This is a genomic window from Spirosoma litoris, from assembly GCF_054776755.1.
Window position 1 is genome coordinate 1 of sequence record NZ_BAAHBI010000071.1, and the last position, 26,096, is coordinate 26,096.

Below are 26,096 nucleotides of genomic sequence, written 5' to 3' on the forward strand. Positions count from 1 at the left end.
TTATGCCATGCTGGACAAGAACTCCCCTCCCCAGCTCATCAAGGGGTGGGTGCAAATCCTTCGAGAGGGGGTTTCCGCCAGATAAATAACGGAGAAAAGGGAGTAGGGGGAGGAAAGGGAGAAGAGGGTAGCAAACCGTTCCTCTCGTCCCTTTCCTCCCCCTACTCCCTTTTCTCCGTTTTCTATTTCATATTATGATACACCATCTGCACATCGTCGTCCTCTTCGATACGTTCGATGAGCTTTTCAACGTCGGCAACCTCTTCGTCGGTTAACTCTTTGTAGTCGTTCGGAATCCGCTCGAATTCAGCCTGTTTGATTTCGTAGCCTTTTTCTTCCAGAAATTTCTGAAGGCTACCGAAAGCGGTGAACTCGCCGTAAATGATGTACTGATTCGCTTCTTCGTCAAGTTCAACTTCGTCTCCTCCAACGTCAATCAATTCCAGCTCCAACTCTTCCTGATCAATGCCTTCAGCAGGAATCCGGAATACCGATTTGCGGTCGAACATGAAGTCGAGCATGCCTTGTGTGCCCAGGCTACCGCCGAGTTTGTTCAGGTAGCTCCGTACGTTGGCAACCGTCCGGTTGTGGTTATCCGTAGCGGTTTCAATCACGAGCGCAATACCATGAGGAGCATAGGCTTCGTACACAATTTCTTTGTAGTCCTCCTGCTCTTTCGACGAGGCTTTTTTAATTGCCCGGTCTACGTTTTCCTTCGGCATGTTAGCCGCTTTGGCATTCTGGATAATAGCCCGAAGCCGACCATTGCTATCAGGATCAGGACCGCCACTTTTAACGGCCATCACGATGTCTTTTCCGATGCGGGTAAAGGTTTTGGCCATTTGCCCCCAACGTTTCATTTTCCGGGCTTTCCGGTATTCAAATGCGCGTCCCATTATTAGTTACTAGTTTGAGGTTTACGGTTTGAGGTTTACGGTGGCTGATGCATGAGTTGTTTTCGCGTCAGCCACCGTAAACCTCAAACCGTAAACTATACCTTTTATCTTACTTGCTCAATTGTTTCAGGATTCAAAACTGCTACATCGACCTGTCCGCGCAGCAAATCCTCAAAGGTTTCGCGTTGACGAATCAGGTAAGGTTTTCCTTCATAAACCAATACTTCGGCTGGGCGGAAACGGGCGTTGTAGTTCGAAGCCATGCTGAAGCCATACGCTCCCGCATTCTCAAATGACAGCACATCGCCGGGCCGAACGTCGGGCAAAGGGCGATCGGTGGCAAACGTGTCCGTCTCGCAGATGTACCCGACTACATTGTACGTTTTCTCGGCTCCCGTCGGATTTGAGATATTTTTGATGTCGTGATAGGCATCGTACATCATTGGGCGAATCAGGTGATTCAGTCCCGAATCTACCGCCACGAATGTCCGCGTTGGGTTTTCCTTCACGATATTGGTTTTGACTAGCAAATGACCACTTTCGCTTACCAGAAATTTACCTGGTTCGAACCATAATTCCAGCTCTCGACCGTATTGTTGGCAGAAATCACGAAACGCGGCAGAGACCTGACGGCCTAACTCGGCCACATCTGTAATATGGTCTCCTTCTTTATAAGCCACTTTAAAGCCACTTCCGAAATCAATGAAGGTCAGGTTAGGGTAATCGCTGGCGAGGGCAAATAACACCTCGGCACCTTTTAAGAACGCATTGGCATTCTTAAAATCCGAACCCGTATGAATATGCAAACCCGTTACCGAAATCTGATATTGGTCAACCAGCGCTTTTATATCCGTCCGTTGCAGGATTGAAATCCCAAACTTAGAATCAGCGTGCCCTGTCGAAATCTTGATATTGCCGCCTTCGCTGATGTGCGGATTAATCCGAATACTGACAGGAACATTGCTCCCGTAATTTTGTCCCACCCATTCCAGCAGCGACAAGCTATCTACGTTTAGTTGTAGACCCATGTCAATCGCTTCCCGGATTTCTTCGAACGAAACTCCGCTGGGCGTAAACATAATCTGATCCGATGTAAAACCAGCCAGCATACCCATTCGGGCTTCATTAACCGAAACCGAATCCATCTCCACACCTTGCTGCCGCATCAGTTTCAGGATCGATACGTTGGTTAGCGCTTTAGCCGCGTATTTTATCTTTAGGTTAACACCGGCGAAGGAAGACCGGAGTAAGCCTATTTTTTCGATAATTTTATCGGCATCATACACATATAAAGGTAACCCGAACTCGTCGGCTATGGCCAGTACATCGACGCCCTGAATCTGGTAGGTTTGGTTATTTAGTTGCATAACTTTGTCAAACGAGCCGCAAAATTACGCCATCTTTCCCCCATGTACAAAATTCAATTTCTCTTACTACTCACGTTATTAGGTCCGTTGGTGTTATTTGGCCAACAACCAGGTAAACGGCAAACGTCAGTTGCTCCCTCAAAGCCCAAATCGGCCAGCCAAAGCCAGCTCCAGTCTGGCCCAATGGTTGGCTATTCGGAAATGCGCGAGGTGATGCTCTGGGCGCAGACTAAACAACCTGCCAAAGTTCAGATCCGCTACCATGATACGGATAACCCGAGTGTCAACCATCTGACCAACGAAGTACAAACCAACCGGCAAACGGCTTTTACAGCCCACCTGCTCGCCGATCAGGTGGAACCCGGAAAAAAGTACACCTACGAACTGTTGATCGAGGGCCAGAAGGTGAGCCTGCCCTACCCGACCCAGTTTCAGACCCAACCCCTATGGCAGTGGCGGACCGACCCTCCGACGTTTCGCTTCGGCGTCGGAAGCTGCACCTACGTCAACGAACCTGAGGTGGATCGTCCGGGTAAACCTTACGGCGGTGGCTACGAGATTTTTACGGCGGTGGCTGCCCAAAAACCGGATTTCATGCTCTGGACCGGCGATAATACCTACACGCGCGAAGTTGACTGGAATACGAGAACGGGCGTTTTGCGACGCTATACTCACACGCGCTCATTGCCCGAAATGCAGCCGCTGCTGGCCAATACGCATAACTATGCAACCTGGGATGATCACGATTACGGCCCGAATGATGCAGATCGGTCATACTGGCTCAAACCTGTTACGCTCGAAGCGTTTAAACTATTCTGGACCAATCCGAACTTTGTGTTTCCGGAAGGCTGTGCCGGTACATTTTTCTGGAACGATTGCCAGTTTTTCCTACTCGACGACCGAACGTTCCGGGCACCGAACGATATGCCCGATGGCCCGGAAAAAGCCTATTTTGGCGATAAACAGATGCAGTGGCTGGTTGACGCCCTGACGTTTAGCAAAGCTACTTTTAAGTTTATTGTAACGGGTGGTCAAATCGTCAATCCGACAGAGGCTTTTGAAAATTATTCCATTTACGGCACCGAACGCAATCGATTATTTAAAGCCATTACCGACGCCAAAATTCCAGGCGTGTTGTTCATTACCGGCGACCGTCACCATTCGATTCTACACAAATTAGATCGACCGGGCACGTATCCCCTGTACGACCTAACTATCTCGCCCTTAACATCGTCGGTAGCCCAACCCCGCGCCGACGAGTTGAAGCAGCCCACTTATGTGGCGAACACGTTAGTAACCGAACGAAACTTCGGCCTTTTGAGCGTGAGCGGCCCGTTAAAGGATCGCGTGCTGACCATGAAAGTTTACGACCAGAAAGGTGTCGAACACTGGACGAAAGAAATACGAGCGAATGAGTTGAAATAGATTTACGGTTTATGGTATTTGGTTTACAGTAAGCTATCGCATAATAGCTAACGCGTCAGCCCACCGTAAACCAAATACTATAAACCGAATACCTTAATGACATTCCATCAATTCCCTGACCATGCGACTTTGTCGCAGTACACCGCTGAGCATATTGCGGCTATCATTAACCAAAAACCCGACGCCTTACTGTGCTTAGCCTCAGGCGACACCCCTATTGAAACCTACCATCGGTTTGTCGATTTAGTAAAATCAGACAAGGTCGATATTAGCCAGTGTACGTTTGTGGGGCTGGACGAATGGGTAGGTTTCGGTCCAGAAGATTTTGGAAGTTGCTCCTATTATGTCTTCCGCGATTTGTTTACCCCGTTGAATCTGCGTCCAGACCAAGTTCATGTGTTCGACGCCAAAGCAACTGATTTACAAGCCGAATGCGCTAAAATCGATGCAGTTATTAAAGCCAAAGGCGGACTGGATTTATTGCTGGTGGGCATGGGCATGAATGGCCACATTGCACTGAATGAACCGGGCACACCGTTTACCCTCGGCTGTCATGTAGTTGACCTGGCGGAAAGTACAATAACCGTTGGGCAGAAATATTTCGAGAAAGAGACCATCCTGACTCAGGGAATTACCGTCGGCCTTCGCCACCTGACCGAAGCTAAGGAGGTCGTTCTATTAGTTAGTGGAGCGAAGAAAGCACCCGTTCTTCGAGAGGCCCTACGTGGTCCGATAACGGAAGAAATGCCAGCCAGTATTCTGCAAACACACGCCAATGGCCAGGTTTGGGTCGATGAAGCCGCCGGAAGTTTGCTGACGGGTGCTTGAGTTTATAGTCTGAAGTTTGTAGTTTGAGGTTTGAAGTTCTAAGAAGACAACTTCAAACCTCAAACTACAAACTTCAAACTACTTGTCTCCTTCCTCCCAACTCCCCGCCGTTTCCCGCCGAACTGAAATTCTTGCCGGTATTTCTACCTTCCTGGCAACGATGTATATCATTGTTGTCAATCCAGCTATTCTGAGTCAGGCCGGATTGCCGTTTAGTGGTGTACTGACAGCCACGGTCTTACTATCGTTTTTTTGCAGTCTGATGATGGGCTTATACGCCCGCAACCCAATTGTAGTAGCCCCCGGCATGGGCTTAAACGCCTTCTTTACGTTTACTGCCGTTAAAGGCATGGGTATAGCGCCCGAAGTAGCGCTCGGCGCTGTTTTCTGGGCTGGCGTTTTATTCCTGTTATTATCCGTATTGAATGTCCGTTCGGCTATTGTACGAGCGATTCCGCAACCGTTGCGCTACGCCGTTTCGGCAGGTATTGGCCTGTTTATTACACTGATTGGCTTCGAGAATGCGAAGTTTATTGTGGCCAATCCTGCCACGTTGGTGAGTATCGCCCATTTTAGTGATCCAATTGTGCTCACGTTTGTCTTTGGTTTATTATTAACCAGCATTCTGGTTGTACGCGATGTGCCCGGTGCTATAATCATTGGCATTATTCTAACCACCTTAGCTGCCTGGCCTATCGGGCGCCTTTGGGGTGATGCGTCGGCCATTAATTTCGGACAGAAAACATTAGTCAATTTTCAGGGACTTTGGGCTGCTCCTGACTTTTCGTTGCTTGGGAAATTAGATCTGGTCGGTTCATTATCGTGGTCGCTCTGGCCAGTTATTTTTGCCTTTGCGTTCACGGATTTATTTGACAGCTTGTCTACATTTGTCGGGGTGGCCGAAGCGGGTGGTTTGCAGGATACCGATGGCAATCCGCACAACCTGAATCGTTCGCTATTAACCGATGCCGTATCAACAACCCTGGCGGGTTTATTTGGTACCAGCCCCGGAACGGCCTACATCGAGTCGGCGGTGGGTATTGCACAGGGTGGGCGAACAGGGTTGACGGCCATCGTGGCGGGTTGTTGTTTTCTACCGTTCCTGTTTCTGTCACCCTTATTATCAGTCATTCCAGCCATTGCCACAGCCCCGGCCCTGGTACTGGTTGGAGCATTTATGATGAAGCCAATTACGCGCATTGCCTGGGGGCAGTTAGATGACGCGCTTCCGGCTTTCCTGGCCCTTGTTCTCATTCCATTTAGCTATTCCATCACGCAGGGCCTTATTTGGGGTTTCCTATCATGGACTGTCGTGAAGGTTGCCGTTGGCAAAAGTCGTGAAGTTCCGCTGGGCTTGTGGATTGTCGATGTGTTTTGTGTGCTGGCTCTGGCCAGTGGTCATTGATGCATTAACACCATAAACTACCGATTAAAATCGGTAGCTGAAATTTTATTCAAATTACATCATGGCTACGCCCATTCTCTAATGAAAAAAATAACGCTATTTCTCCTCTTTCTTTCCCACTTCACAGTTGCGCAACGATATAAACCGAAGAACATCACCGGCTTATTAGGTGCCTTTGGCGCTGAAGTAGCCTTAGTCAAAGAACAATTAAAAAAGCCGAAAACTATTCTGGTTGATGGTGTCACATTCACGACTGGTAATATTGGAAATCAGAAAGTTGTGGTGGCCGAAACAGGGATTGGCAAAGTCAATGCAGCCATGACAACGGCTTTAATGCTCGATTATTTTCGCCCCCAACGCATATTGTTTACGGGTATTGCGGGCGGCACCAACCCCGATTTACAACCCGGCGACATTGTCATTGCCAAACAAACGGCCCACCACGATTATAGCTCAATTACTGATAAAAACACGCCAACGCAACAGACTCGGAATGCGATCACCAAAGCGTTCAATCCACTTTATTTCCCAGCCGATTCTGCCTTGTTGCGTTTAGCCGAAACCGTTGTGAAAACGGTTCCACTCGAAGGAATTCCCCTGGCGTCGGGGGGTGTTTCAGACCGACCCGTTAAGGTTATTACCGGAACCGTTGTAACAGGTGATGTCTTTGTGGCTTCGTCGGAAAAAGGGAAAAGTCTACGCGCTAATTTCGGGGCCGATGCAACCGAAATGGAAGGAGCCGCTATTGCACAGGTCTGTTACCAAATTCAGGTACCACTTCTGGTTATCCGCAGTCTCAGCGACCGCGCCGACGCCGAAGCGCACATTGCCTACGACAAATTTTACCCAACAGCTGCCCGTAACTCCGCAAAACTAGTCATCGCCCTGGTGAAGTCGTTGTAGTTTCCACTCCCTCAAAAAGGTTACCTTTTATTGGGAGCAGACAACTTTTCGTTCATCTTTGAGCCATGTAATTCCTCCCGCGAACAGCCCAAGTCCGGTCTCAGCGCTTTATACATGGCTCACTTATGAAACACATCGCCCCGCTCCTTGCCCTGTTTGTATTACCGATAACACTTTTGGGCCAGCCGCTCAAACCGGGTTTTGATAAAGCCGAATACATCGAAATGCTTAAGGTATCGGCACAATTTGGCGATTCGACCTACGTTCATGCCTTTCCCACACCTCAGCAGTTCAAACTGATTTATCGTTCCAAGGTCGTTGGCTTAGATAATAAGTGGGACTTATGGAGTAATAATCAAGGTGTTGCTGTCATTAGTCTTCGGGGAACAACGGCCAATAGTGTTAGCTGGCTGGCCAATTTTTACGCAGCTATGGTTCCAGCCAAAGGGGAGCTACAAATTAGCGATACGGAGAAATTCACCTACGATCTGGCCGAGCATCCCCAGGCAGCGGTTCATGTAGGCTGGTTGGTTAGTACCGCCTTTCTGGCGAAAGACATTCTGCCCAAAATTGATTCCAGCTACCGGTCTGGTGTCAAAAATATCCTGATTATGGGCCACAGTCAGGGAGGTGCCATTGCGTTTCTGCTTACCTCTTATTTGCGAAATCTACAGAAGCAGTCCCAGCTTCCGGCAGATATTCAACTCAAAACGTATTGTAGTGCGGGTCCTAAACCGGGGAATCTTTATTATGCCTATGAATATGAAGCGGCTACGCAAATGGGTTGGGCATATAACGTGGTTAACTCTGCCGATTGGGTCCCCGAAGTGCCTTTTTCGCTCCAGACCGTCAATGACTTTAATACGACGAATCCCTTTGCAGGAGCGCCTGCGCTGATTAAGAAGCAGAAACTGCTCAAACGCATTGTGTTGAAATATGTATATAATAGCCTGAGCAAACCATCGCTAAAAGCCCAAAGGAACTATCAGAAATATCTGGGCAAAATGGCTTCCAGCACAGTCAAAAAGAAGCTGAATGGGTATGTGGCCCCCGAATATTATAACAGCAACAACTACGTCAGAACAGGAAATACCATTGTTTTACTAGCCGACAGCGCGTATTTCAAAAAATACCCCGACAGTAAAGAAAAGGTCTTTACACATCACTTCCACCCGCCTTATTTGTACCTGACGGAGAAGTTGCCGTAGGAGATCAGGCGTTGAAACGGATACATGAGTTGCTGATCAGACCGAATAAATAGCGAGAAAAACTTAGCCGATACGTCAGGGTGTGGATCGATACTATTTGTCGCATTCACCCCTGAAACTGTCGCTTTTACACATCGAGAAACGCTCAAACGCTTTCTATCTTTGGGTAATCGATAAAGTCAAAAATCCTGTATCCTGTTCTGAAAATCCAGTCAAACAGGCAATCCACTTAACTCAATACGACTAATAGCAAGTACTATGTCTGCCTTTTCTCAATCCAGCGAACAACAAAGCAAGTCTCACAGCAGTGGTTATGCGCCTGTTAACGGCATCGATATGTATTACGAAGTATATGGCGAGGGTAGCCCTATCGTGTTGCTGCATGGTGCGTATATGACCATTGATATGAACTGGGGACAATTCATACCCGAATTGTCAAAAAACAGGAAAGTCATTGCTGTTGAATTGCAGGGACATGGGCATACCCCGCTTTCAGATAGAAAGTTGTCAAGGGCCACGTTAGCCCGTGATGTGGAAGGCCTCTTGGATCACCTGAACATTGATAGTGCGGATGTAGTAGGTTATAGCTTTGGCGGCTCTGTGGCTTACCAGTTTGCTATACAAAGCCCCGGACGGTTAAGGAAATTAGTGATCATTTCGTCCACCTATAAAAGTAGTGGCTGGATGTCAGAAATAACCGACAGGTTTAAGCAAACAAAGCCTGAGTTTTTCACAAACACGCCTTTACAAGCTGCCTATGAGGCTGTGGCACCGGATAAAAGCAAATGGACCGCGTTCCTGGAACAGATGATCGCTTCGGCGTCAACGCCATTTGACCTGGGGGATGACAATATTTCGCAAATTTCTGCACCTGTCCTGATCATAGCCGGCGACAATGACGGGTTGGATAAACTTGAATTGATAAAAACGTATCAGCTCCTGGGCGGTGAGCGGTGTACTGATCTGGGAGCCATGCCAAAATCCCAATTGGCTATTGTTCCTGGGCAAGGACATGTTTCCCTTATGATGCAAACGGACACCATCTTAAGTTATCTGGATGGCTTTTTGAACTGAATCTACTAGTGCTTTGGCAAACTAGATTCTAGGGGATTCTATAGATTCTCGGGGCCGCCCGCGCGGTTGGTCCTATTGTGCTGATAATCAAAGTTGATAGAATCCAAAGAATCGATAGAATCTATTTTGGTAAAGTACTAGCTTCGACGAGGGATTTGTACTGGAAAGGCCCTATGACGACATTGCCCTACAACTATCTCAATTTTAGACATAGTAGCACTTCCTGTACCCGGCACCGATTATCTTTACACTTGATAAACAAAAAAGGAGGCATGGCAAAGAATTATGTATCGTTGAAGGATGAATCTGTCCGGATCTTCAAAAATCCAGTTCTTGACCTATTTTCGAGAGTACACTGGAGTATACCTCTACTCTTCTGGGTTCCAGTAGTGATCGTATCGCTGTACAAAGGGTTCACTAGCGGAGTGTCCTTACTTGCTTCAATCCTACTCTTTATCAGTGCACTCGCATTTTGGACATTGGCGGAATATATGCTGCACCGATATATCTTCCATTTTCATCCAACGACAGCTTTAGGCAAACGAATCAGTTTTTTAACGCACGGGGTACATCATGATTATCCCAATGATTCGAAGCGTTTAGTTATGCCACCCTTGCTAGGGGCGCCCCTGGCCGCTATTTTCTACCTGGCTTTTTATTATGTACTGGGTGAGGGCTACGTGTATCCATTTTTTGCCGGCTTCATAACCGGGTATCTTATCTATGACATGATGCACTATGCGATTCACCACGCCAAATCATCAAATCCGTTTTTACAAGAAATGAAAACCCATCATATGGTTCATCACTTCAACGATGCCGAATCAGGCTTTGGCGTAAGCAGTAAACTTTGGGACATTGTTTTCCGAACGCTTTTCGTGGCAAAAAGCAAAGAAAAAGCCATAAACTAATTGAAAGTCCCCTCAATATGAGGTAGTTGTCTAATCTATTTTATTAAGAGAAGATAAGAGACTCGTTTGCGTTTATGATTAACCTCACTGCGCAGGTTACTACTAACTGACAGCACTTGAACGGCACACGGTGTATTCTAAAAATACTTTAATTAGAGATACAGTTGCACCATTTTCTGCCAATCATCGGCCTGGTGCGCCCGACCATCCCAGAGGTATAATTCGTGCGATACGTTTTTGGACCAGAGCGCTTCGCTTAGATTCAGATTGCTGTGGAGAAAGGGATCTTCGGCACCAATGGTCATTACAATTTGCATTCGGCGCAAGTGGTCAAGAATGGCGCCGTCGTTCAAATTGGGAACAAAATGATTCGGGCTGTGGAAATAGATTTCCTCGTCGTAGTAGTTATCAAATAAGCCCCGAAACTCAGCTACGGGTTCCGATAAATTGTAACGACCACTAAAAGCGGCAACTTTCCCAAACCATTGCGGATGCCGAAGCGCGATATTCAACGCGTGATAGGCCCCCAGGCTACAACCATGCGAAATCATAAACGGCTGGGGATTTTTCAGGCGGGAAAGGGGGAGCACCTCATTTAAAATATACTGCTCGTACTGATTATGCCGCCGAATACGGTCCTGCGGACTGGCGTATCGATTGTAGACACTTTCTCGGTCTACGCTGTCTACGCAAAAAAGCTGCAACCAGCCATTTTCAATCCGATCAGCGAGTGCATAAACGAGGCCAAGGTCTTCATACTCATGGAATCGTCCGCGACGGGTAGGGAATACCAGGACCCGCGCTCCTGCGTGGCCAAAGATGAGCAACTCCATGTCACGGTTCAGATTCGGACTGAACCATTTATGATACTCGCGTTGCATAGCGGCATACATTAAGTATCTGTGAAATTGCAATAACTATTGCAGATAAACGCTACCTGGCAGGTAAACAAATCATTAAAAAAATCGGGCGTTTTTCAGTAACGCTTGCTGCCACACTCGGTATCCTGCCGGACTTAAATGCAAGCCATCACTTTCAAACAATTCATTACGCGGACGACCATCCTTACCTAGTAAAGGAGTAGTCATGTCGATATATTGATAATCAGCGTATTTCTCCAGTTCGCCGTAGATCAACTTATTCGTATGCCGTATTCGTTCAGAAATACCCCAACGCGAAGGGCTAATTTTTATTGACAGAAACGAAAGGGGCACACCGGGTAGCAGCGTCCGTAGCTTATCAGCAAAAGCGCAGAAGAAGAGGTATACTTCTTCCGGATGTCGCCCATCGCCCAAGTCATTATCACCCGCGTAAAACACAATCGACTTAGGCTTTACCGGAATAATAACTCGTTCGAAAAACCACGCGCAGGCGGCTAATGTAGAACCCCCAAAGCCTAAATTGAGGGTATTGATCTGGGGGAAATCCTGAGCCAACGTCGTCCAAAGCCGAATGGATGAACTACCATAAAAAACGACTCGATCTGAAGCTGGTGGTAAGCTACTCAGTTTACTTTCTATTTGTTGAATTTCGGCTTCGTACCAGAACATCCAATTGTCTTTATCAATGACTATTTATTTTCTTTCACCGCTTCGGCCATCTTCGCTTTCGAAACCGCCAAACCACCCATCCACTTACGAATCATATTAGCCAGTGGCCGAAATTCAATCAAAAAGCCATCATGTCCGTATAACGAATCAATTTCTTCGTAAGTGGCATCTGGAATATGGCGCGCCAGAAATTGTTGCTCAACTGGCGGAAACAATAAATCGGAGCGAATACCGACAACCAGTGTATGGGCTTTAATCTGTGCCAGTGCATTGAGGATACTCCCTCGGTTACGGCCCACGTTGTGCGAGTCCATCACCTTTGAGAGAGTCCAGTAGGTAAAGGCATTAAACCGCTCAACCAGCTTTTCGCCCTGATAGCGTTGGTAACTAGCCGATTTATAGCCGTCTAGTTGCTCATTGTTATCCAGCGCCTGCGTGAACCCATACGTATCATAATTCCGGTACGAAATCATGGCCATCGCGCGGGCTGCCTTCATACCTGCCAAGCCCGCATCGTCGCGTTGTTCTGGCCAGGTTGGGTCGGCTTCGATAGCCATTCGTTGCGCTTCGTTAAAGGCGATGCACCAGGGAGAAGCTACGGCGCTAGCCGCAATAACGATCAGGTTTTCAATAAGATTTGGCTGATAAATGGCCCATTCCAGCGCCTGCTCTCCGCCTACAGATCCGCCAATACAGGTGTGAATCTTTTCGATACCCAACTCCTGTCGAAGTAAATCCAGCGCATTCACCATATCCCGAATCGTAACCATTGGGAAATCGTGATGAAAAGGCTTACCCGTTGCAGGATTCACAGATAAAGGACCTGTAGAGCCATAGCATGACCCTAGCACATTGGCACACACAATAAATTGCCCTGCTCCTGACGGGGCTTCAGGGTCGAAATATTTACCGGGGCCAACCATGCCACCCCACCAATCGCCTGCATCGGCATTACCGGTCAGCGCATGGCACACCCATACGACGTTCGAGCGGTCTTCATTGAGCCTGCCGCGTGTAGTGTAAGCCAACCTAAATCCGGGCAGGCTTTCGCCCGATTCGAGCGCGAACGAATATTTATAATCGAAATACTGGAGATCCAAAGGAAATTATGTTTCAGGTTCAATGTTTCAGGTTTCAGGTTCAATGCCCCAAGCTCATAGACCTGGAACATTGAACCTGAAACTTGAAACCTGTTAAACACCTACCGATTCGGCAATTTTGGCAAACGCCTGCTCGAAGTCAGCTTTAATATCATCGATATACTCGATACCTGCCGACACCCGCAATACGCCTACTTCAACGCCTGCACTCGCTTGCTCTTGCTCGCTTAGTTGCTGGTGTGTGGTGGCCGCCGGGTGAATAATCAGCGTTTTTGAATCACCGACGTTTGCCAGATGGCTTACTAATTTCAGGTTATTGACAAATTGATCGGCAGCGTTTTTATCTCCTTTTATTTTGAACGAGAAAACGCCACCAAAACCGCGTTTCAAGTATTTTTTAGCCAGATCATGATAGGCACTGCTTTCCAGACCGGGATAATTCACAGCCTCAACCTGCTCATGTTGTTCGAGCCATTGTGCCAACGCCAGCGCATTCTGTACCGTACGATCAACACGCAGCGACAGCGTTTCTAATCCCTGAAGCAACAGGAATGAATTGAATGGGCTAATGGCTGGTCCCCAATCGCGCAGGCCTTCAACGCGAGCACGAATAATGAACTGAATGTTTCCAAACGGCCCATTTACGCCAAACACATCGCTGAAGACTAGGCCGTGGTAGCCTTCCGAAGGTTCACTGAACTGTGGATATTTACCATTGCCCCAGTTGTAGGTACCACCATCGACAATAACCCCACCGATGCTCGTACCATGTCCACCGATCCATTTCGTAGCCGATTCGACAACCACAGCCGCTCCGTGTTCGAGTGGTCGGAAGAGGTAACCACCCGCGCCAAATGTATTATCCACAATAAGGGGCAAATCATGCTCTTTCGCCAAAGCAGCAAACGCATCGAAATCAGGAATATTGAATCCAGGATTTCCGATGGTTTCGAGGTAAATCGCTTTGGTATTTTCGTCAATCAGTTTGGCAAACGATTCAGGCTTATCGCCATCCGCAAAACGGGCTTCGATGCCCAACCGTTTGAACGAAACTTTAAATTGATTGTAGGTTCCGCCGTATAGAAATGAGGTCGTTACAAAATTATCACCAGCACTCAGAATATTGCTCAGGGCAATAAACTGAGCCGCCTGCCCCGATGCTACGGCCAACGCAGCTACGCCCCCTTCGAGGGCGGCAATACGCTTCTCGAACACATCGGACGTTGGATTCATGATCCGGGTATAAATATTCCCAAACGCTTTCAGCGCAAATAAATCAGCCCCGTGCGCTGAGTCATTAAAGACAAACGACGTTGTTTGATAAATAGGGACCGCCCGAGCGTTAGTGGCCGAGTCGGGTTCCTGACCAGCGTGTAGCTGGAGAGTATCGAAATGAAGTTCAGACATGGTAAAAAAGTTGAAACGTTATAGGGTTGTTGGGTTATAAAGTTCAGCACCTCTGGACATGTTTACTGCGTAGTAAACGATACAACTATATGACTGTAAAACTTTATAGCTTTTTAGGAGCGCACGACAAACCCTCCCGGCTTTCGTGGTGGTTGGTGCTGAATGCTTAGCAGGCCCCTGGGGGCATACATTGCTGGATGTAGAGCATGTAGGTTACGATTTATAGTTCCTAAATAACTTTAGGCAGGAGTTAGCACCTTGCCGTGTGGTAGGTTGCCAGTGGTTCAAAGAGCCTGATCTCTCCCCACTTCTGTATAAATCAACGCGCGCCGGTATGACTTAACTTGACGCGTAACAATTGACTTGATAGCGCAAGTATACTAGCCAAACGGTGCGAATCCAAACACTAGATGCTTTTTCTATCCGTTCGTACATTTTTTCCGATTTGTCGATCGCTAGTCATTCATCAAGTCGATTCCTTGTTTACTTTTGTAGTAAGACATACTGCCCAATGAACCAAACGTATCGCTACAACCGTGAAAATGCCACCAGAGTGGCTGGCGTCACGTCCTTAAAAGATGCCATCGGGCAGTTGTTAAAAGCGTATCAGCTCCAGACTCGCTTCAACGAAACCTACCTGGAGGCTTTCTGGGGACGTATGATGGGGCCAGCCATTGCGTCGCGTACAAACCGCCTGTACGTTCGAGACCGCAAGCTTCATATTGAAATTGGGTCGGCCCCACTTCGTAACGAACTCGTTAATGCCAAACAGAAACTTATTCAGTTAGTCAATAAAGACATGGGGTCTGATGTGATTGACGATGTTATATTCATTTAAAATCAGTTTTCGTCAAAAATGAAAATGCCATATCTCCAAGATATGGCATTTTCATTTTTGACTGATATAAACTCCGCTAATTTTCCCTGCTCAACTGGTTTGCAAATTCTCCCATCGTATTAAAATCACCAAGTGGTTTCAGGAATCGAAGTAAGTTTTCGACCCGATCGAGCAATTCATCCTTTGAGTGCCTACGCACGTAGGCTGGAATTTTCTCGTAGCCCGACAGGTCGGTAAACTCCCAGGGATGAACGTATAGATTCAAAAAACCATCGGCCTCCAGCGTTTGGCGGCAGAGTAATTTATAATAGGATAATGGGAAATTTTTCAGACTTAGCCAGAACAGCGGTATCCGTACAGTTGGCGTAACCGAAGCCGGAATTTGCCAAACCCCCAACTCGTTAAATGGGTGGCGAGGTTCGCCCCAGTGATTGTATCGACCCGGAAGCCAGGTTGGATGTAGCGATGAGTTATATTGGTAACCAGCGTCATGCACATCGCTTGGGTCAACATAACCCATCCGCGCCCGACGAAAACCAGTTACAGGACGCTTTAATAACTCTTCCAGCGCTAGTCGGGATTTGAGCAGATCAGCAGGCTCGAAAGTCGTGTGAAAATAACCGTGCGACGCGATTTCGTGCTTTTCGGCTAAACTCCGAATCAAGGCTGGTTCGTGGAGGGCGTAGTTGGCCGTTGTAAAAAGCGTGGTGCGAGCGCCCACTGCATCGAACCGCTGAGCTAGTAAAGTCAACCCACGCGTTGAAACGGCCACTTGTTCGCTTAACGGAATATCATGGCCGAATTCAACGGCGGTATCAAACTCTTCTACATCAACGGTGAATAAAATATCTCGTCCACCTCGGTTGGTGATTGCCATGTTGTTACAGTCTCCTCAATCTCGCTTGTATCGCCGATAATATAGGCAGGTCGTCCTTTTACTTCGACGAACGTTTTGCCCAAATATACACCGATAATACCAATCATGATGAACTGCACCCCGCCAACCAGTACCATGAGCAACACCAGTGTTGTCCAGCCCGATACGGTAGCATTGGTAAAGTAATGCTCATAAAGTGTTTCCGCACCAAACAAGGCAGCAAACAGAAACATCCCAAAACCAAGTAATACCGACAAATAGAGTGGTCGGGTCGAGAACGACGTTATTCCCATAGCTGCCAATTGCAGCATTTTGCGGAATGAGTATTTAGAACGACCCGCATAACGAGCAGCAGGCTCGTACAAAATGCGGCATTGACGGAAACCAACCCACGAAATAGCGCCCCGTAGAAAGAGGTCGTTTTCTTTAAATTGTTTAATGGTATTCACCACTTTCCGATCAAGCAAGCGGAAATCGGCCGCGCCATCTTCAATCTCCAGGTTCGAAACGTTCCGCAGAACTTTGTAGAAATACTTCGAAGTTGTCCGCTTAAACCAGGACAGTTTAGGATCGGGACGGCGAACCGTATACACGACCTCGTATCCCTCGCGCCACTTGGCAATCAGGGTCGGAATGAGTTCGGGAGGATGCTGAAGATCAGCATCAAGACAGATAACAGCTTCACCACGAGCGTTTTCATAACCAGCACGTAGGGCCATCTGGTGGCCAAAGTTTCGGGAAAACGATAGGAAACGAACAACCGGGTATTCCTTACTTAACTGCCTGAGCACATAACGGGTCTGATCAGAACTACCGTCATCTATAATCAGAATTTCGTAGGATTCGTATTGTGCCATAACAGCCATCAGGCGATGAACCAATACGGGTAAATTTTCTTCCTCGTTAAAAGCTGGCACGACCAGACTGATCATACCTGAATGAAATTTCATAGTTTATTGATTAATCAAGATCGTTACGAGTGGGTACGCCTTAAAATTTGGTTAAATATAGGTATATCTACCTAATAATTCCAAAAAAACAACTACTCATGATAAAATCTTTATTTTAAGATATGACTACTCCAATTAGTTATAATTGAATATCAGGCAGATCTTATAAAAAATTCACTTTAAGTAACCCATAAAGGTGCTTCACGAATCGAACGGTTAACATTTTTTAACATCGAAACACCGCTCTCTATGATGAGTTATAGGCAGCTGCTTTATTCCGAAAAGTGAATGTTCTGCTAAATGGTTCCTGGAATAAAGAGTAGTAGGCCAGGTTGACTAAAAACGTATTTATCTATAAATCTCACCGTAATAAACCCCCAACTCGGTAGGCCTAAACCGTAGTTCCGGCTAACTTTGTTTTATTCCCTCTTATAGTCGTCAATACAACCTGTTTATTCATTCATGAAAATTACCATTCATCAACTGACTACTACGCAACCGAAAACTCTGAGTCTCCTTCTTTGCCTGATTCTGTCGCTACTAGCTCAACGTCTAGTGGCTCAGGGATCAGGCGTCAACAAAGCCGATTCGGCCTATGTTCGGGAGAATTATACCAAACTGGAGCGCATGATTCCGATGCGGGACGGAGTGAAATTATTCACCTCAATTTATGTACCTAAAAATACCGATCAGACGTACCCGATCATGTTGGATCGGACACCCTATAGTGTAGCGCCTTATGGCGAGGATAAATACAAAACGTCGCTCGGGCCATCAATGCTCTTTGCGCGGGATGGCTACATCATTGTGTATCAGGATGTACGGGGCAAATATATGTCCGAAGGGGACTTTGTGGCCGTAAAGCCGTATATACCCAACAAGAAAAAGAAGACCGACGTTGATGAAATGTCCGATACCTACGACACCATTGAGTGGCTTCTTAAAAACATTCCGAACAACAATGGGCGCGTAGGTACCTGGGGCATATCGGCACCCGGTTTTTATACCACAACAACGATTATTGATGCACACCCCGCGTTGAAAGCGGCTTCTCCTCAAGCGCCGGTTACCGACTGGTTTATGGGCGATGACCGTCACCATAACGGTGCTTTTTTCCTGATGGGCACGTTTGCCTTTCTGTCTTCTTACGGCCAACCTCGACCTGTTCCCACGCCCAAAAACAGTCCTGGTTTTTCGGCTTATGGTACGCCGAGCGGTTATGAGTTTTACATGAATCTGGGACCGATCAAAAATGCGAATGAGCGAATTTTCAAAGAAAAGAACGCCATCTGGAACGACATGATGAATCATGAAGCCTACGATGAGTTCTGGCAGGCTCGTACACCCGTTCCTTACTTGAAGAATATTAAACCCGCCGTTATGACGGTTGGCGGCTGGTTCGATCAGGAAGATTTGTATGGGCCCCTTAAAACGTATGCCGGTATCGAGCGGAATAATCCAAAATCGCCCAATTCACTGATTATGGGACCGTGGATTCATGGCGGCTGGGCACGCGGAACGGGCGAATCACTGGGTAATATTCGCTTTGGCGGCAAAACATCGGAGTTTTACCGGGAAACCATCGAATTTCCGTTTTTCAGTCATTACCTAAAAGACAAACCTGACCCACAACTTCCTAAGGCGTATATTTTTGATACGGGCACAAACCAGTGGAGCAAATACGATCAATGGCCGCCCAAGACTGCACAGGAGAAAAAACTCTATTTCCACCCCAATGGAAAACTGTCGTTTGAGCTGCCCAAAACCAGTTCAACGCCATTCGATGAATATGTGAGTGACCCTAAAAAACCGGTTCCGTACACAGCCGAAGTCCGAAATATTCGGGGAAGTGATTTCATGTACGAAGATCAACGTTTTGCGGCTACGCGTCCTGATGTGATGGTTTATGAATCGGATACGTTAACGGAAGATGTAACCATAGCCGGAAATGTATTCGCCGACCTGTTCGTTTCTACAACGGGTACCGATGCCGATTTCGTGGTCAAGCTGATTGATGTGTATCCGAACAATGCGCCCAACAATAGCCCAATTCCAGGGACTAAAATGGGTGGTTTTCAGCTGCTGGTACGGGGTGAAGTCATGCGGGCCAAGTTCCGCAACAGCTTTTCAAAACCCGAAGCCATGAAACCCGGTGAGGTAACGGAAGTGAAGTTCGATATGCAGGATGCAGCGCATACCTTCAAAAAAGGCCACAAATTAATGGTACAGGTCCAGAGTTCCTGGTTCCCGCTAGTCGATCGTAACCCGCAGACGTTTGTGAATATTTACAAAGCAACAGAAGCTGATTTCCAGAAGGCAACCCACCGGGTTTATTTCTCCCCTCGGCAGCCATCCAGCGTAACAGTCAGCGTGTTAAAATAATGATTTGAAGTATATTGTTAAACACAGAGGCACAGAGAACACAAAAAAGAAATAAAAGCTCTGTGTTCTCTGTGCCTCTGTGTTTAAATCTCATTCTTAGCTATAGTCAGTACTATCCTAAATGACGGGTAAAACCATCGCACCGATCAGGCAGGCGGCCCCAAGAAGAACAATCAGAATACCAAAAACCAATAAATAACCCGGCTTGCGCTCCCGAATTTCAAGAGCGTAGGCCGATTCTGGATAAGGAGTTGCTAGTTCTAATTTGTATTCCCCGGCTTCAGCCCGGAATGTAAATAGCTGGATACGGCCCTCCCAGCCATTATTCACCCGTATGCTTGAAAAAGTTGGATTCACCGTGACCTTTTCACCTGTCAGTAGAGCCTGGATAGTAGGAGCAGACATCTTCATTGGCACTCGCTGTAAAGTTCTTCCAGATTGCCAGATGGTGTAATCGCCCGCATTGGTAACGACAAACTGCCCACTTTTTTGCGTCAATGGTAGCTTGAGCAAAACGGAGCCGCCAGCTGCCTTCATAATTCGCTTAATGCCCTGGATGAGTAGATAGATGCCAATGACACCGAAGCCAACCGATAGAATCCATACAGGTACCATCATGACGGGTAGGGTTTATGCGGTAGCCGCTCTTTGTGAGTGGCGAAAACTAGTGCTTTAGTAAAGTTGATTCGGTTGATTCTATTGACAATATTTTACTGATAATCAACCCCTATAAAATCAACCGCGCGGGCGAACCCGAGAATCTAAATGGGAGAGTACAAGTTTCTAAGCAACTAATGGCGACTTGCTTATTCTGCCGGTTGAACCAACGAAAGTCGGGCTGCTTCTAGGTCTAGTTCCTGTTCCATTTTACGCAGCACATCTCCATCTAATAAACTGCTTTGACGCTGTTCAATCAGAACAGTTCGTTCAACGTCAATCAGTTCCAACTGAAGTCGGATGGCTTGCTGATAGAGTTCGGCGGGGCGTTGTGCATTACTTGAGGCACGCAGCATACCACTTAGCTCACTTATTTTCAGTTCATATTCATTCTTTACATAGTTCAGCACATCATCGTGTACAGAACCTGCCGAGTGGTTAGCTTCGAGGTGGGTAATCACTTGTAAAGCCATTTTCTGCCGCAGTTTACGCTCTTCTTTCTTTTCATCAATCTGCTCCCGAACATTGAGCGATTCAACGATTATCGGCAGTGTAAGCCCCTGAACAACCAGCGTGATTAAAATAACGATGAACGTAATGAACAGAATCAGGTCGCGCGCTGGAAAGGGTTCGCCATTGGGCATCGTAGTTGGTAATGCCAGGGCACCTGCCAGCGAGACTACCCCACGCATACCCGCCCAACCAATGACAACAAGCTGTTGCCAAGTTGGTTTTTCTTCCCGTTTTCGAATACGCGCACTCAGCCACCGAGGTACATAAGCTCCCGGAAATACCCAGACTAATCGACACACAATTGCTACGCCACTAATGAGTAACCCATACAGGGCCGACTCAGGCAGCGAATACCCGTTCAGATTAGAAACAATCATGGGCAGTTGCAGCCCGATCAGAATAAACACCAGCCCGTTCAGCAGAAAAACAACAATTTCCCAAACCGAATTAACCTGCAATCGGCTATGGTACGAAAACAAGATGGAAGTGCGCGTCGATAGAAAGAGGCCCGTAGCCACAGCCGACAGTACGCCGGAAAGATGGAAATTTTCGGCAACTAGATAAGCTCCGTAAGGCGTCAGCAGCGTTAATGCCGTACTGATAACGGCATCTTTGCTGATGATCTGATGTACCCAAAGCATAATCCAGCCAATGAGCAACCCAATGGCGATACTTACGATGGCAATGCCAACAAACTGAAGGCTTGCCTCCCAAAGCACAAATTGATTGGTTAAAATAGCGACTAAACCATATCGGTAAATAATCAGGCTGGTCGCATCATTCACCAAACTTTCGCCTTCCAGTATGGTCGAAATCTTCTTCGGAACACTCAACCCCCGCATGACTGACGAAGCCGCTACCGCATCAGGCGGAGCAATGATTGCTCCCAGTAAATAACCTTGTGCCAGCGAAAAACCCGGAATGACGGCATGTGCTACGAAAGCAACGACGGTAGAGGTAAATAACACCAGTCCAACAGCCAGCAACGAAACCGAGCGGCTGTACATTTTCAATTCAACGTTGTCGATCTGCCAGGCTGCTGCATAGAGCAACGGCGGTAGAAAAACCAGGAAAACAGCATCGGGCGATAGAATATCCGACGGCAAACCGGGTATCCAGCCAATCAGCAGTCCGACAATAACCAGCAAAATTGGGTATGACATTCGAAACCGTCTGGCCACTACCGCCAGTAAGGTTGTCAGTCCTAGTAAACCCGTTACAATTTCAATTGGGTGCATTGAGTAAATAGAATGTGGGATGATTCGGGTTGAGCACGACAAATTAGCGATAACTTTGTTAACCGACCTAGTGCTACAGCTTATGCTTATTAACAAACCGATTCGCTATGAATTCACAAACTCGCCAACTTTCTAACCACGCACCCCAAAACAGCCAGTTAGTTGAGCAGGAAGAAAAGCGTACAGATCTTGGTTTTGGCACGAAGTTAACCGATTCAAAAATAAGGCTGGTCAATCAGGATGGCAGTTTCAATCTGGTCCGGCAGCATGGGTCGCTCTGGGATCGATTGAATGTATACAATCGGCTGATTACCATGAGCTGGGTTCAATTTTTCAGCTGGCTTCTGGTTGCTTACTTGTTCACTAACACGCTGTTTGCCGGGGTCTATATGCTCACCGATCCTAGTACACTAGTCGGTATCGCGGATGAAAAGCTAAACGGCCCTTTCTGGAAATGTTTCTTTTTCAGTTCACAAACGCTGACGACCGTTGGATATGGCCATATTTCGCCTAATAGCTTCCTGACCAGTTCGATTGCGGCTTTTGAGTCCATGATTGGGTTACTGGCATTCGCCCTTGCTACAGGTTTATTGTATGGACGATTTTCGCGCCCACTCGCCCGCATTCGTTTTTCGAAACGATCAGTCTTTGCGCCTTATCTGGATGTAAATGCCTGGATGTTTCGGATCATAAACACCCGTCCGAACCAACTTATTAACCTGGAAATAACAGCCACATTGACCCGCCTGGAACCGAAAGGGGATGGCACGCTTACCCGGAAATATTACCCACTCAACTTTGAACGGAATAAAGTTTCGTTCTTTCCGGCCAACTGGACGCTGGTTCATCCGATTACCGAAAAGAGTCCGTTGTACGGCTGTACGCCCGAAGAGCTTGAGCAATCGGATTCGGAAATTTTGATTTCGTTTCAGGCCTTAGACGATACCTTTGTTCAGAGTGTGCATACACGCTTTTCCTATCGATACGATGAAATTCTCTGGGGGCACAAGTTCCGTCCGATGTTCGATGGTGATCAGCAAACCAGACTCGACCTGGATAAACTCGATGAAACCGAAGAAGCTGAATTAAATTAAGGTTTACGGTATTCGGTTTGAGGTTTACGGTTGGCTGACGCATAAATGCTACTAGCGCGTCAGCCAACCGTAAACCTCAAACCGAATACCGTAAACCTCAAATCCCAAACTATAACCTGAATGCTCCCCCCCTTTTTACGTCCCGGCGATACGGTCGGTATTGTGGCTCCTGCCAGCTGGTTTCCTTATGAAGAATTAGCCGATGGGCTACGAATTTTGCGCGAAGACTGGCATCTCAATGTCATTGAAGGCGAAAGCCTGCACGCCATTGATGGCCCTTTTGCGGGTTCGGATGAGTTACGTCGGAGCGATATTCAACGCCTGTTCGATGACCCAAACGTTCGGGCTGTTTTTGCTGCGCGGGGTGGTTATGGTTGTTATCGTATTGCGGATGATCTCGATTTAACCAGCCTAAAAGCAAATCCTAAGTGGCTTGTGGGGTTTAGCGACGTCACGGTTCTCTTAAGTTTATTGCACAACAATGACATCGTGAGTCTTCACGGCCTGATGCCTCGGCAATTTGGTGACTCTGCGCGGGCGGCTTCGCTGGAATCACTTCGCCAATGGTTGTTTGGGGAGTTTCCTAAAAATTATGTTATCCCAACGCACCCACTGAACCGAACAGGCTCTGCCAAAGGTGCGCTCGTTGGCGGTAATCTAACCCTGCTAGTCAATTCAATCGGCACACCAACCGATATCGATTTCACCGGAAAAATCCTGTTTATCGAAGACATCGACGAAACGCTTTTCTCGCTTGATCGAATGATGACCCAACTCCGACGCTCCGGCCGACTGGCTAATTTGACCGGGTTAGTTGTAGGTCAATTTACCGACATGCGCGGAAATCAATCATTACCCTTTGGGAAAGATGCCTTCGAGATCATTGCAGATACGGTTTCGGTTTACCCCTATCCCGTCTTATTCGATTTCCCCGCTGGCCACGTCGAGTTTAACCTGGCACTTCCTATTGGAAAAATAGTCGAGTTGGTGGTGGAGAAAGGAAATGCACGAATTGATTTTCTTTCGACAGGATTTACAGGATGAACAGGATTTTTAGCTTCTCAAATTAAATCCTGTCCATCCCGTAAATCCTGTCAGAAAAACCTAATCTATGCCACTCACTAACTCTGTTGTCTGGATTACTGGCGCATCTTCGGGTATTGGCGAAGCTATTGCCCTGGAAGTAAGCAAATTAGAAAACGTCAAACTGGTGTTATCGGCCCGCCGGGAAGAAGAATTGCAACGGGTAGCTAGCCAAACAGGCTTGCCCCCCTCGAATGTATTGGTCTTGCCAATGGACATGACTGCGCTAGACAGTCTACCCAATTATGTTGAGCAGGTACGGCAACGCTTTGGTCGCGTCGATTACCTGTTTCAAAACGCGGGCATCACCCAGCGGAGCACCGTTCTCGACACCGATTTCTCGGTCTATCAACGCCTGATGGACGTAAATTTCTTTGGGGTTGTAGCGCTTACTAAAGCTGTTTTGCCACTCATGCTGACGCAGGGTAGTGGTCATTTTATTGTGACAAGCAGTGTAGCAGGTAAATTAGGGACGAAGCAACGGTCGGGTTATTGTGCAAGCAAACACGCCCTGCATGGATTTTTCGATGCACTTCGAGCCGAAGTTCACAACGAAGGACTGCGTGTAACGATTGTTTGTCCTGGCTACATCAAAACGGAAATTTCAGTCAATGCACTCCGGGCCGATGGACAAACACACGGCAAAATGGATGACAATCAAGAGAAAGGAATGATGCCTGATGAGTTCGCCCAACGACTGCTGCGAGCCGTTTCGAAGGAAAAAGAGGAAGTCTATATCGGCGGCTCCGAAATTTACGGTATTTACTTAAAGCGCTTTCTGCCCGGATTATTATCGCGAATTCTGCGAAATCGGGAAGGTGCTTAACTTTGTTTCAAGTTTCAGCCGGGCCGCCGGTGCGGTTCAATGTTCCAAAGTCTAAATGAATGTAAACTTGAAACATTGAACCGCACCGGCGGCCCGGCTGAAACCTGAAACAACTTTTTAATGCCCGCTCGCCGTTGTCAATTCTTTAACGGCAACGCCCTTGCTGGCGAACTCCATATAGTCCGTGGTAAGACGGCAGAGCGATTTCATACCTAATACAAATCCACCTTCATCAATCTGAAAATCAGGCGTGTGGTGCGGAGCAGCATTCTCTACTTTTTTGCCTTTGGTCATACCGCCTAAAAAGAAAAAGAAGCCCGGTACTTTCTGCTGGTAGAATGAGAAATCTTCGGCTCCGGTCTGCGCTGGCGTCAGTTTGATATTGGCTTTACCTGCCACAGCTTCCAGGCTCGGCACCATCTGATCCGTCAGTTTAGGATCATTGTAGGTAACCGGATACATGACGTTAATCTTCACTTCGGCTTTAGCTCCCGCGCTTTCAGCAATGTTCGTTGCAATTTCATCAATACGTCGATGAACCAGCTTTTGCGCTTCGGGGCTGAACGTGCGGATTGTACCGATCATGTTCGCTTCCTCGGGAATGATATTCTGCCGAATACCACTGTGTAACGCACCCACTGTTACCACAGCCGCATTATCGGTAAGGGTTACGTTCCGGCTTACAATCGTTTGTAAACCCATCACCACCTGCGCCGATGTTACAATTGGGTCAACACCCGACCAGGGAGCAGCACCGTGGGTTTGTTTCCCTTTAATTTTAATGGCATACGAGTCAACAGCGGCCATTGTCGCACCGGGCCGATATTTGATCGTACCGACTTCAGTTTGCGAGTTGATGTGTAGCCCAAAAATGGCATCGACTTTCGGGTTTTCCAGAACGCCTTCTTTCACCATCAGGTATGCGCCACCTTCTTCACCTTCAGGCGCGCCTTCTTCGGCAGGTTGGAAAATGAATTTAACCGTACCCCGCAGATCATTTTTGACGGATGCCAAGATCTCGGCTGTGCCCATCAGGATAGCTACGTGCGTATCGTGTCCGCAAGCATGCATAACACCTGTCTGCTGCCCATTGTATTCAACGCGGGTTTCCGATTTAAAGGGGACATCAACCCGTTCGGTTACGGGTAACCCGTCAATATCGGCTCGCAACGCTACTACTGGCCCAGGCTTACCACCTTTGAGCAAGGCAACAACGCCTGTTTTGCCAACACCCGTTTTCACTTCCATGCCCAGCGATTGCAGGTGAGCTGCAATTTTAGCCGCCGTCTGAAACTCCCGATTACCTAGTTCTGGATGTTGGTGAAAATCACGACGCCAGGCGACTACTTTTTTCTCAAGTCCTTCGGCGGTTTTATCCATACGCGCATTCAATGTAGCGACCTGCCCGAAGGTTGTATGAGCCAAAAGGCCAGCAAAGGCTAGTGAAGAAACGAATAAAGTATGTTTTTTCATTACTATGTATAATTTTTGGCACAAGTTAAATTTGTCTTTCAAGTTACGCAGAAGACAGTAGAAAATATTGATTTATAGCCAGTTTCTTAAG

The 26,096-nt window shown here is 47.3% G+C and carries 23 protein-coding genes and 1 riboswitch; of the genes, 12 read left to right on the plus strand and 11 right to left on the minus strand.

Translation table 11 applies throughout. The features are described 5' to 3' along the window. Nucleotides 1-182 precede the first annotated feature (182 nt). A complete protein-coding gene (locus ACYVGR_RS33775; protein ID WP_182458423.1) occupies nucleotides 183-896 on the minus strand; it encodes a YebC/PmpR family DNA-binding transcriptional regulator in 714 nt (237 codons plus the stop codon). A gap of 104 nt (nucleotides 897-1,000) precedes the next feature. Then, nucleotides 1,001-2,263 (minus strand): diaminopimelate decarboxylase, encoded by a 1,263-nt coding sequence (gene lysA / locus ACYVGR_RS33780; RefSeq protein ID WP_460964751.1) that lies wholly within the window; start codon nucleotides 2,261-2,263, stop codon nucleotides 1,001-1,003. A 42-nt stretch (nucleotides 2,264-2,305) separates the two neighbouring features. Between lysA and ACYVGR_RS33785 the strand changes: the two genes are divergently transcribed. The 7 genes from ACYVGR_RS33785 (at nucleotide 2,306) to ACYVGR_RS33815 (ending at nucleotide 10,017) form a co-directional block, all read left to right on the plus strand. Beyond that, nucleotides 2,306-3,688: an alkaline phosphatase D family protein gene (locus ACYVGR_RS33785; protein ID WP_460964753.1), complete on the plus strand. Its 1,383-nt coding sequence runs from the start codon at nucleotides 2,306-2,308 to the stop codon at nucleotides 3,686-3,688. Nucleotides 3,689-3,784: 96 nt separating this feature from the next. After that, nucleotides 3,785-4,516: a glucosamine-6-phosphate deaminase gene (locus tag ACYVGR_RS33790; protein WP_460964755.1), complete on the plus strand. Its 732-nt coding sequence runs from the start codon at nucleotides 3,785-3,787 to the stop codon at nucleotides 4,514-4,516. A gap of 82 nt (nucleotides 4,517-4,598) precedes the next feature. Beyond that, entirely contained in the window at nucleotides 4,599-5,921 is a 1,323-nt protein-coding gene (locus ACYVGR_RS33795; protein ID WP_460964757.1) for an NCS2 family permease, read from the plus strand. Between the two features lie 81 nt (nucleotides 5,922-6,002). Then, nucleotides 6,003-6,824, plus strand: coding sequence for a 5'-methylthioadenosine/adenosylhomocysteine nucleosidase (locus ACYVGR_RS33800; protein WP_460964759.1), 822 nt, complete (start codon nucleotides 6,003-6,005; stop codon nucleotides 6,822-6,824). 125 nt (nucleotides 6,825-6,949) lie between these two features. Continuing rightward, complete coding sequence (locus ACYVGR_RS33805; protein WP_460964760.1) at nucleotides 6,950-8,032, plus strand: lipase family protein; 1,083 nt, start codon at nucleotides 6,950-6,952, stop codon at nucleotides 8,030-8,032. Between the two features lie 258 nt (nucleotides 8,033-8,290). Next, nucleotides 8,291-9,106 carry an alpha/beta fold hydrolase gene (locus tag ACYVGR_RS33810; protein WP_460964761.1) on the plus strand — a complete coding sequence of 272 codons (816 nt, stop codon included), beginning with the start codon at nucleotides 8,291-8,293 and terminating at the stop codon, nucleotides 9,104-9,106. A gap of 272 nt (nucleotides 9,107-9,378) precedes the next feature. Continuing rightward, nucleotides 9,379-10,017 (plus strand): sterol desaturase family protein, encoded by a 639-nt coding sequence (locus tag ACYVGR_RS33815; RefSeq protein ID WP_460964763.1) that lies wholly within the window; start codon nucleotides 9,379-9,381, stop codon nucleotides 10,015-10,017. A gap of 152 nt (nucleotides 10,018-10,169) precedes the next feature. On the opposite strand, the gene ACYVGR_RS33820 is transcribed toward ACYVGR_RS33815, so the two are convergent. From ACYVGR_RS33820 to ACYVGR_RS33835, 4 genes are all read right to left on the minus strand, one after another. Then, the gene (locus ACYVGR_RS33820) at nucleotides 10,170-10,898 is read right to left on the minus strand and encodes an esterase family protein (protein WP_460964765.1); all 729 of its coding nucleotides are present in this window, start codon (nucleotides 10,896-10,898) and stop codon (nucleotides 10,170-10,172) included. 75 nt (nucleotides 10,899-10,973) lie between these two features. Further along, entirely contained in the window at nucleotides 10,974-11,567 is a 594-nt protein-coding gene (locus ACYVGR_RS33825; protein ID WP_460964767.1) for a GDSL-type esterase/lipase family protein, read from the minus strand. Between the two features lie 20 nt (nucleotides 11,568-11,587). Beyond that, nucleotides 11,588-12,667 (minus strand): homoserine O-acetyltransferase family protein, encoded by a 1,080-nt coding sequence (locus ACYVGR_RS33830; protein WP_460964769.1) that lies wholly within the window; start codon nucleotides 12,665-12,667, stop codon nucleotides 11,588-11,590. Nucleotides 12,668-12,760: 93 nt separating this feature from the next. After that, on the minus strand, nucleotides 12,761-14,074 hold the full coding sequence (locus ACYVGR_RS33835; protein ID WP_460964771.1) for an O-acetylhomoserine aminocarboxypropyltransferase/cysteine synthase family protein: 1,314 nt from the start codon (nucleotides 14,072-14,074) through the stop codon (nucleotides 12,761-12,763). Between the two features lie 217 nt (nucleotides 14,075-14,291). Beyond that, nucleotides 14,292-14,395, minus strand: a riboswitch (SAM riboswitch). Nucleotides 14,396-14,585: 190 nt separating this feature from the next. On the opposite strand from ACYVGR_RS33835, the gene ACYVGR_RS33840 reads away from it, so the two are divergent. Beyond that, a complete protein-coding gene (locus ACYVGR_RS33840; protein WP_111344273.1) occupies nucleotides 14,586-14,912 on the plus strand; it encodes a DciA family protein in 327 nt (108 codons plus the stop codon). Between the two features lie 76 nt (nucleotides 14,913-14,988). Here the strand turns inward: ACYVGR_RS33840 and ACYVGR_RS33845 are convergent, their stop codons facing one another. Next, nucleotides 14,989-15,789 (minus strand): polysaccharide deacetylase family protein, encoded by an 801-nt coding sequence (locus ACYVGR_RS33845; RefSeq protein ID WP_460964772.1) that lies wholly within the window; start codon nucleotides 15,787-15,789, stop codon nucleotides 14,989-14,991. Then, nucleotides 15,738-16,739 (minus strand): glycosyltransferase family 2 protein, encoded by a 1,002-nt coding sequence (locus ACYVGR_RS33850; RefSeq protein WP_460964773.1) that lies wholly within the window; start codon nucleotides 16,737-16,739, stop codon nucleotides 15,738-15,740. The genes ACYVGR_RS33845 and ACYVGR_RS33850 overlap by 52 nt, the downstream gene beginning before the upstream one ends. Before the next feature lie 462 nt (nucleotides 16,740-17,201). Here ACYVGR_RS33850 and ACYVGR_RS33855 point away from each other — a divergent pair, with 462 nt between their 5' ends. After that, the gene (locus ACYVGR_RS33855; protein ID WP_460964774.1) at nucleotides 17,202-19,121 is read left to right on the plus strand and encodes a CocE/NonD family hydrolase; all 1,920 of its coding nucleotides are present in this window, start codon (nucleotides 17,202-17,204) and stop codon (nucleotides 19,119-19,121) included. 117 nt (nucleotides 19,122-19,238) lie between these two features. On the opposite strand, the gene ACYVGR_RS33860 is transcribed toward ACYVGR_RS33855, so the two are convergent. Both ACYVGR_RS33860 and ACYVGR_RS33865 read right to left on the minus strand, forming a co-directional pair. Then, nucleotides 19,239-19,739, minus strand: a complete 501-nt coding sequence (locus tag ACYVGR_RS33860) for a BRCT domain-containing protein (RefSeq protein WP_460964775.1) — start codon at nucleotides 19,737-19,739, stop codon at nucleotides 19,239-19,241. A 188-nt stretch (nucleotides 19,740-19,927) separates the two neighbouring features. Continuing rightward, nucleotides 19,928-21,529, minus strand: coding sequence for a Na+/H+ antiporter (locus ACYVGR_RS33865; RefSeq protein WP_460964777.1), 1,602 nt, complete (start codon nucleotides 21,527-21,529; stop codon nucleotides 19,928-19,930). A gap of 107 nt (nucleotides 21,530-21,636) precedes the next feature. On the opposite strand from ACYVGR_RS33865, the gene ACYVGR_RS33870 reads away from it, so the two are divergent. The 3 genes from ACYVGR_RS33870 to ACYVGR_RS33880 all read left to right on the plus strand — a co-directional run bounded on the left by ACYVGR_RS33870 (nucleotide 21,637) and on the right by ACYVGR_RS33880 (nucleotide 24,532). Further along, complete coding sequence (locus ACYVGR_RS33870) at nucleotides 21,637-22,623, plus strand: ion channel (protein ID WP_460964778.1); 987 nt, start codon at nucleotides 21,637-21,639, stop codon at nucleotides 22,621-22,623. A 120-nt stretch (nucleotides 22,624-22,743) separates the two neighbouring features. Further along, the gene (locus tag ACYVGR_RS33875; protein ID WP_460964779.1) at nucleotides 22,744-23,667 is read left to right on the plus strand and encodes a S66 peptidase family protein; all 924 of its coding nucleotides are present in this window, start codon (nucleotides 22,744-22,746) and stop codon (nucleotides 23,665-23,667) included. A gap of 67 nt (nucleotides 23,668-23,734) precedes the next feature. Further along, a complete protein-coding gene (locus ACYVGR_RS33880) occupies nucleotides 23,735-24,532 on the plus strand; it encodes an SDR family oxidoreductase (protein WP_460964780.1) in 798 nt (265 codons plus the stop codon). A 117-nt stretch (nucleotides 24,533-24,649) separates the two neighbouring features. Here the strand turns inward: ACYVGR_RS33880 and ACYVGR_RS33885 are convergent, their stop codons facing one another. After that, nucleotides 24,650-26,005, minus strand: coding sequence for an amidohydrolase (locus ACYVGR_RS33885; protein WP_460964781.1), 1,356 nt, complete (start codon nucleotides 26,003-26,005; stop codon nucleotides 24,650-24,652). Nucleotides 26,006-26,096 lie beyond the last annotated feature (91 nt).

Coding starts and splice junctions, on each gene's coding strand:
- ACYVGR_RS33775 (WP_182458423.1), bottom strand. CDS start 896: ATGGGACGCGCATTTGAATACCGGAAAGCCCGGAAAATGAAACGTTGG.
- lysA (WP_460964751.1), bottom strand. CDS start 2,263: ATGCAACTAAATAACCAAACCTACCAGATTCAGGGCGTCGATGTACTG.
- ACYVGR_RS33785 (WP_460964753.1), top strand. CDS start 2,306: ATGTACAAAATTCAATTTCTCTTACTACTCACGTTATTAGGTCCGTTG.
- ACYVGR_RS33790 (WP_460964755.1), top strand. CDS start 3,785: ATGACATTCCATCAATTCCCTGACCATGCGACTTTGTCGCAGTACACC.
- ACYVGR_RS33800 (WP_460964759.1), top strand. CDS start 6,003: ATGAAAAAAATAACGCTATTTCTCCTCTTTCTTTCCCACTTCACAGTT.
- ACYVGR_RS33805 (WP_460964760.1), top strand. CDS start 6,950: ATGAAACACATCGCCCCGCTCCTTGCCCTGTTTGTATTACCGATAACA.
- ACYVGR_RS33810 (WP_460964761.1), top strand. CDS start 8,291: ATGTCTGCCTTTTCTCAATCCAGCGAACAACAAAGCAAGTCTCACAGC.
- ACYVGR_RS33815 (WP_460964763.1), top strand. CDS start 9,379: ATGGCAAAGAATTATGTATCGTTGAAGGATGAATCTGTCCGGATCTTC.
- ACYVGR_RS33820 (WP_460964765.1), bottom strand. CDS start 10,898: ATGCAACGCGAGTATCATAAATGGTTCAGTCCGAATCTGAACCGTGAC.
- ACYVGR_RS33825 (WP_460964767.1), bottom strand. CDS start 11,567: ATGTTCTGGTACGAAGCCGAAATTCAACAAATAGAAAGTAAACTGAGT.
- ACYVGR_RS33835 (WP_460964771.1), bottom strand. CDS start 14,074: ATGTCTGAACTTCATTTCGATACTCTCCAGCTACACGCTGGTCAGGAA.
- ACYVGR_RS33840 (WP_111344273.1), top strand. CDS start 14,586: ATGAACCAAACGTATCGCTACAACCGTGAAAATGCCACCAGAGTGGCT.
- ACYVGR_RS33845 (WP_460964772.1), bottom strand. CDS start 15,789: ATGGCAATCACCAACCGAGGTGGACGAGATATTTTATTCACCGTTGAT.
- ACYVGR_RS33850 (WP_460964773.1), bottom strand. CDS start 16,739: ATGAAATTTCATTCAGGTATGATCAGTCTGGTCGTGCCAGCTTTTAAC.
- ACYVGR_RS33855 (WP_460964774.1), top strand. CDS start 17,202: ATGAAAATTACCATTCATCAACTGACTACTACGCAACCGAAAACTCTG.
- ACYVGR_RS33860 (WP_460964775.1), bottom strand. CDS start 19,739: ATGATGGTACCTGTATGGATTCTATCGGTTGGCTTCGGTGTCATTGGC.
- ACYVGR_RS33865 (WP_460964777.1), bottom strand. CDS start 21,529: ATGCACCCAATTGAAATTGTAACGGGTTTACTAGGACTGACAACCTTA.
- ACYVGR_RS33870 (WP_460964778.1), top strand. CDS start 21,637: ATGAATTCACAAACTCGCCAACTTTCTAACCACGCACCCCAAAACAGC.
- ACYVGR_RS33875 (WP_460964779.1), top strand. CDS start 22,744: ATGCTCCCCCCCTTTTTACGTCCCGGCGATACGGTCGGTATTGTGGCT.
- ACYVGR_RS33880 (WP_460964780.1), top strand. CDS start 23,735: ATGCCACTCACTAACTCTGTTGTCTGGATTACTGGCGCATCTTCGGGT.
- ACYVGR_RS33885 (WP_460964781.1), bottom strand. CDS start 26,005: ATGAAAAAACATACTTTATTCGTTTCTTCACTAGCCTTTGCTGGCCTT.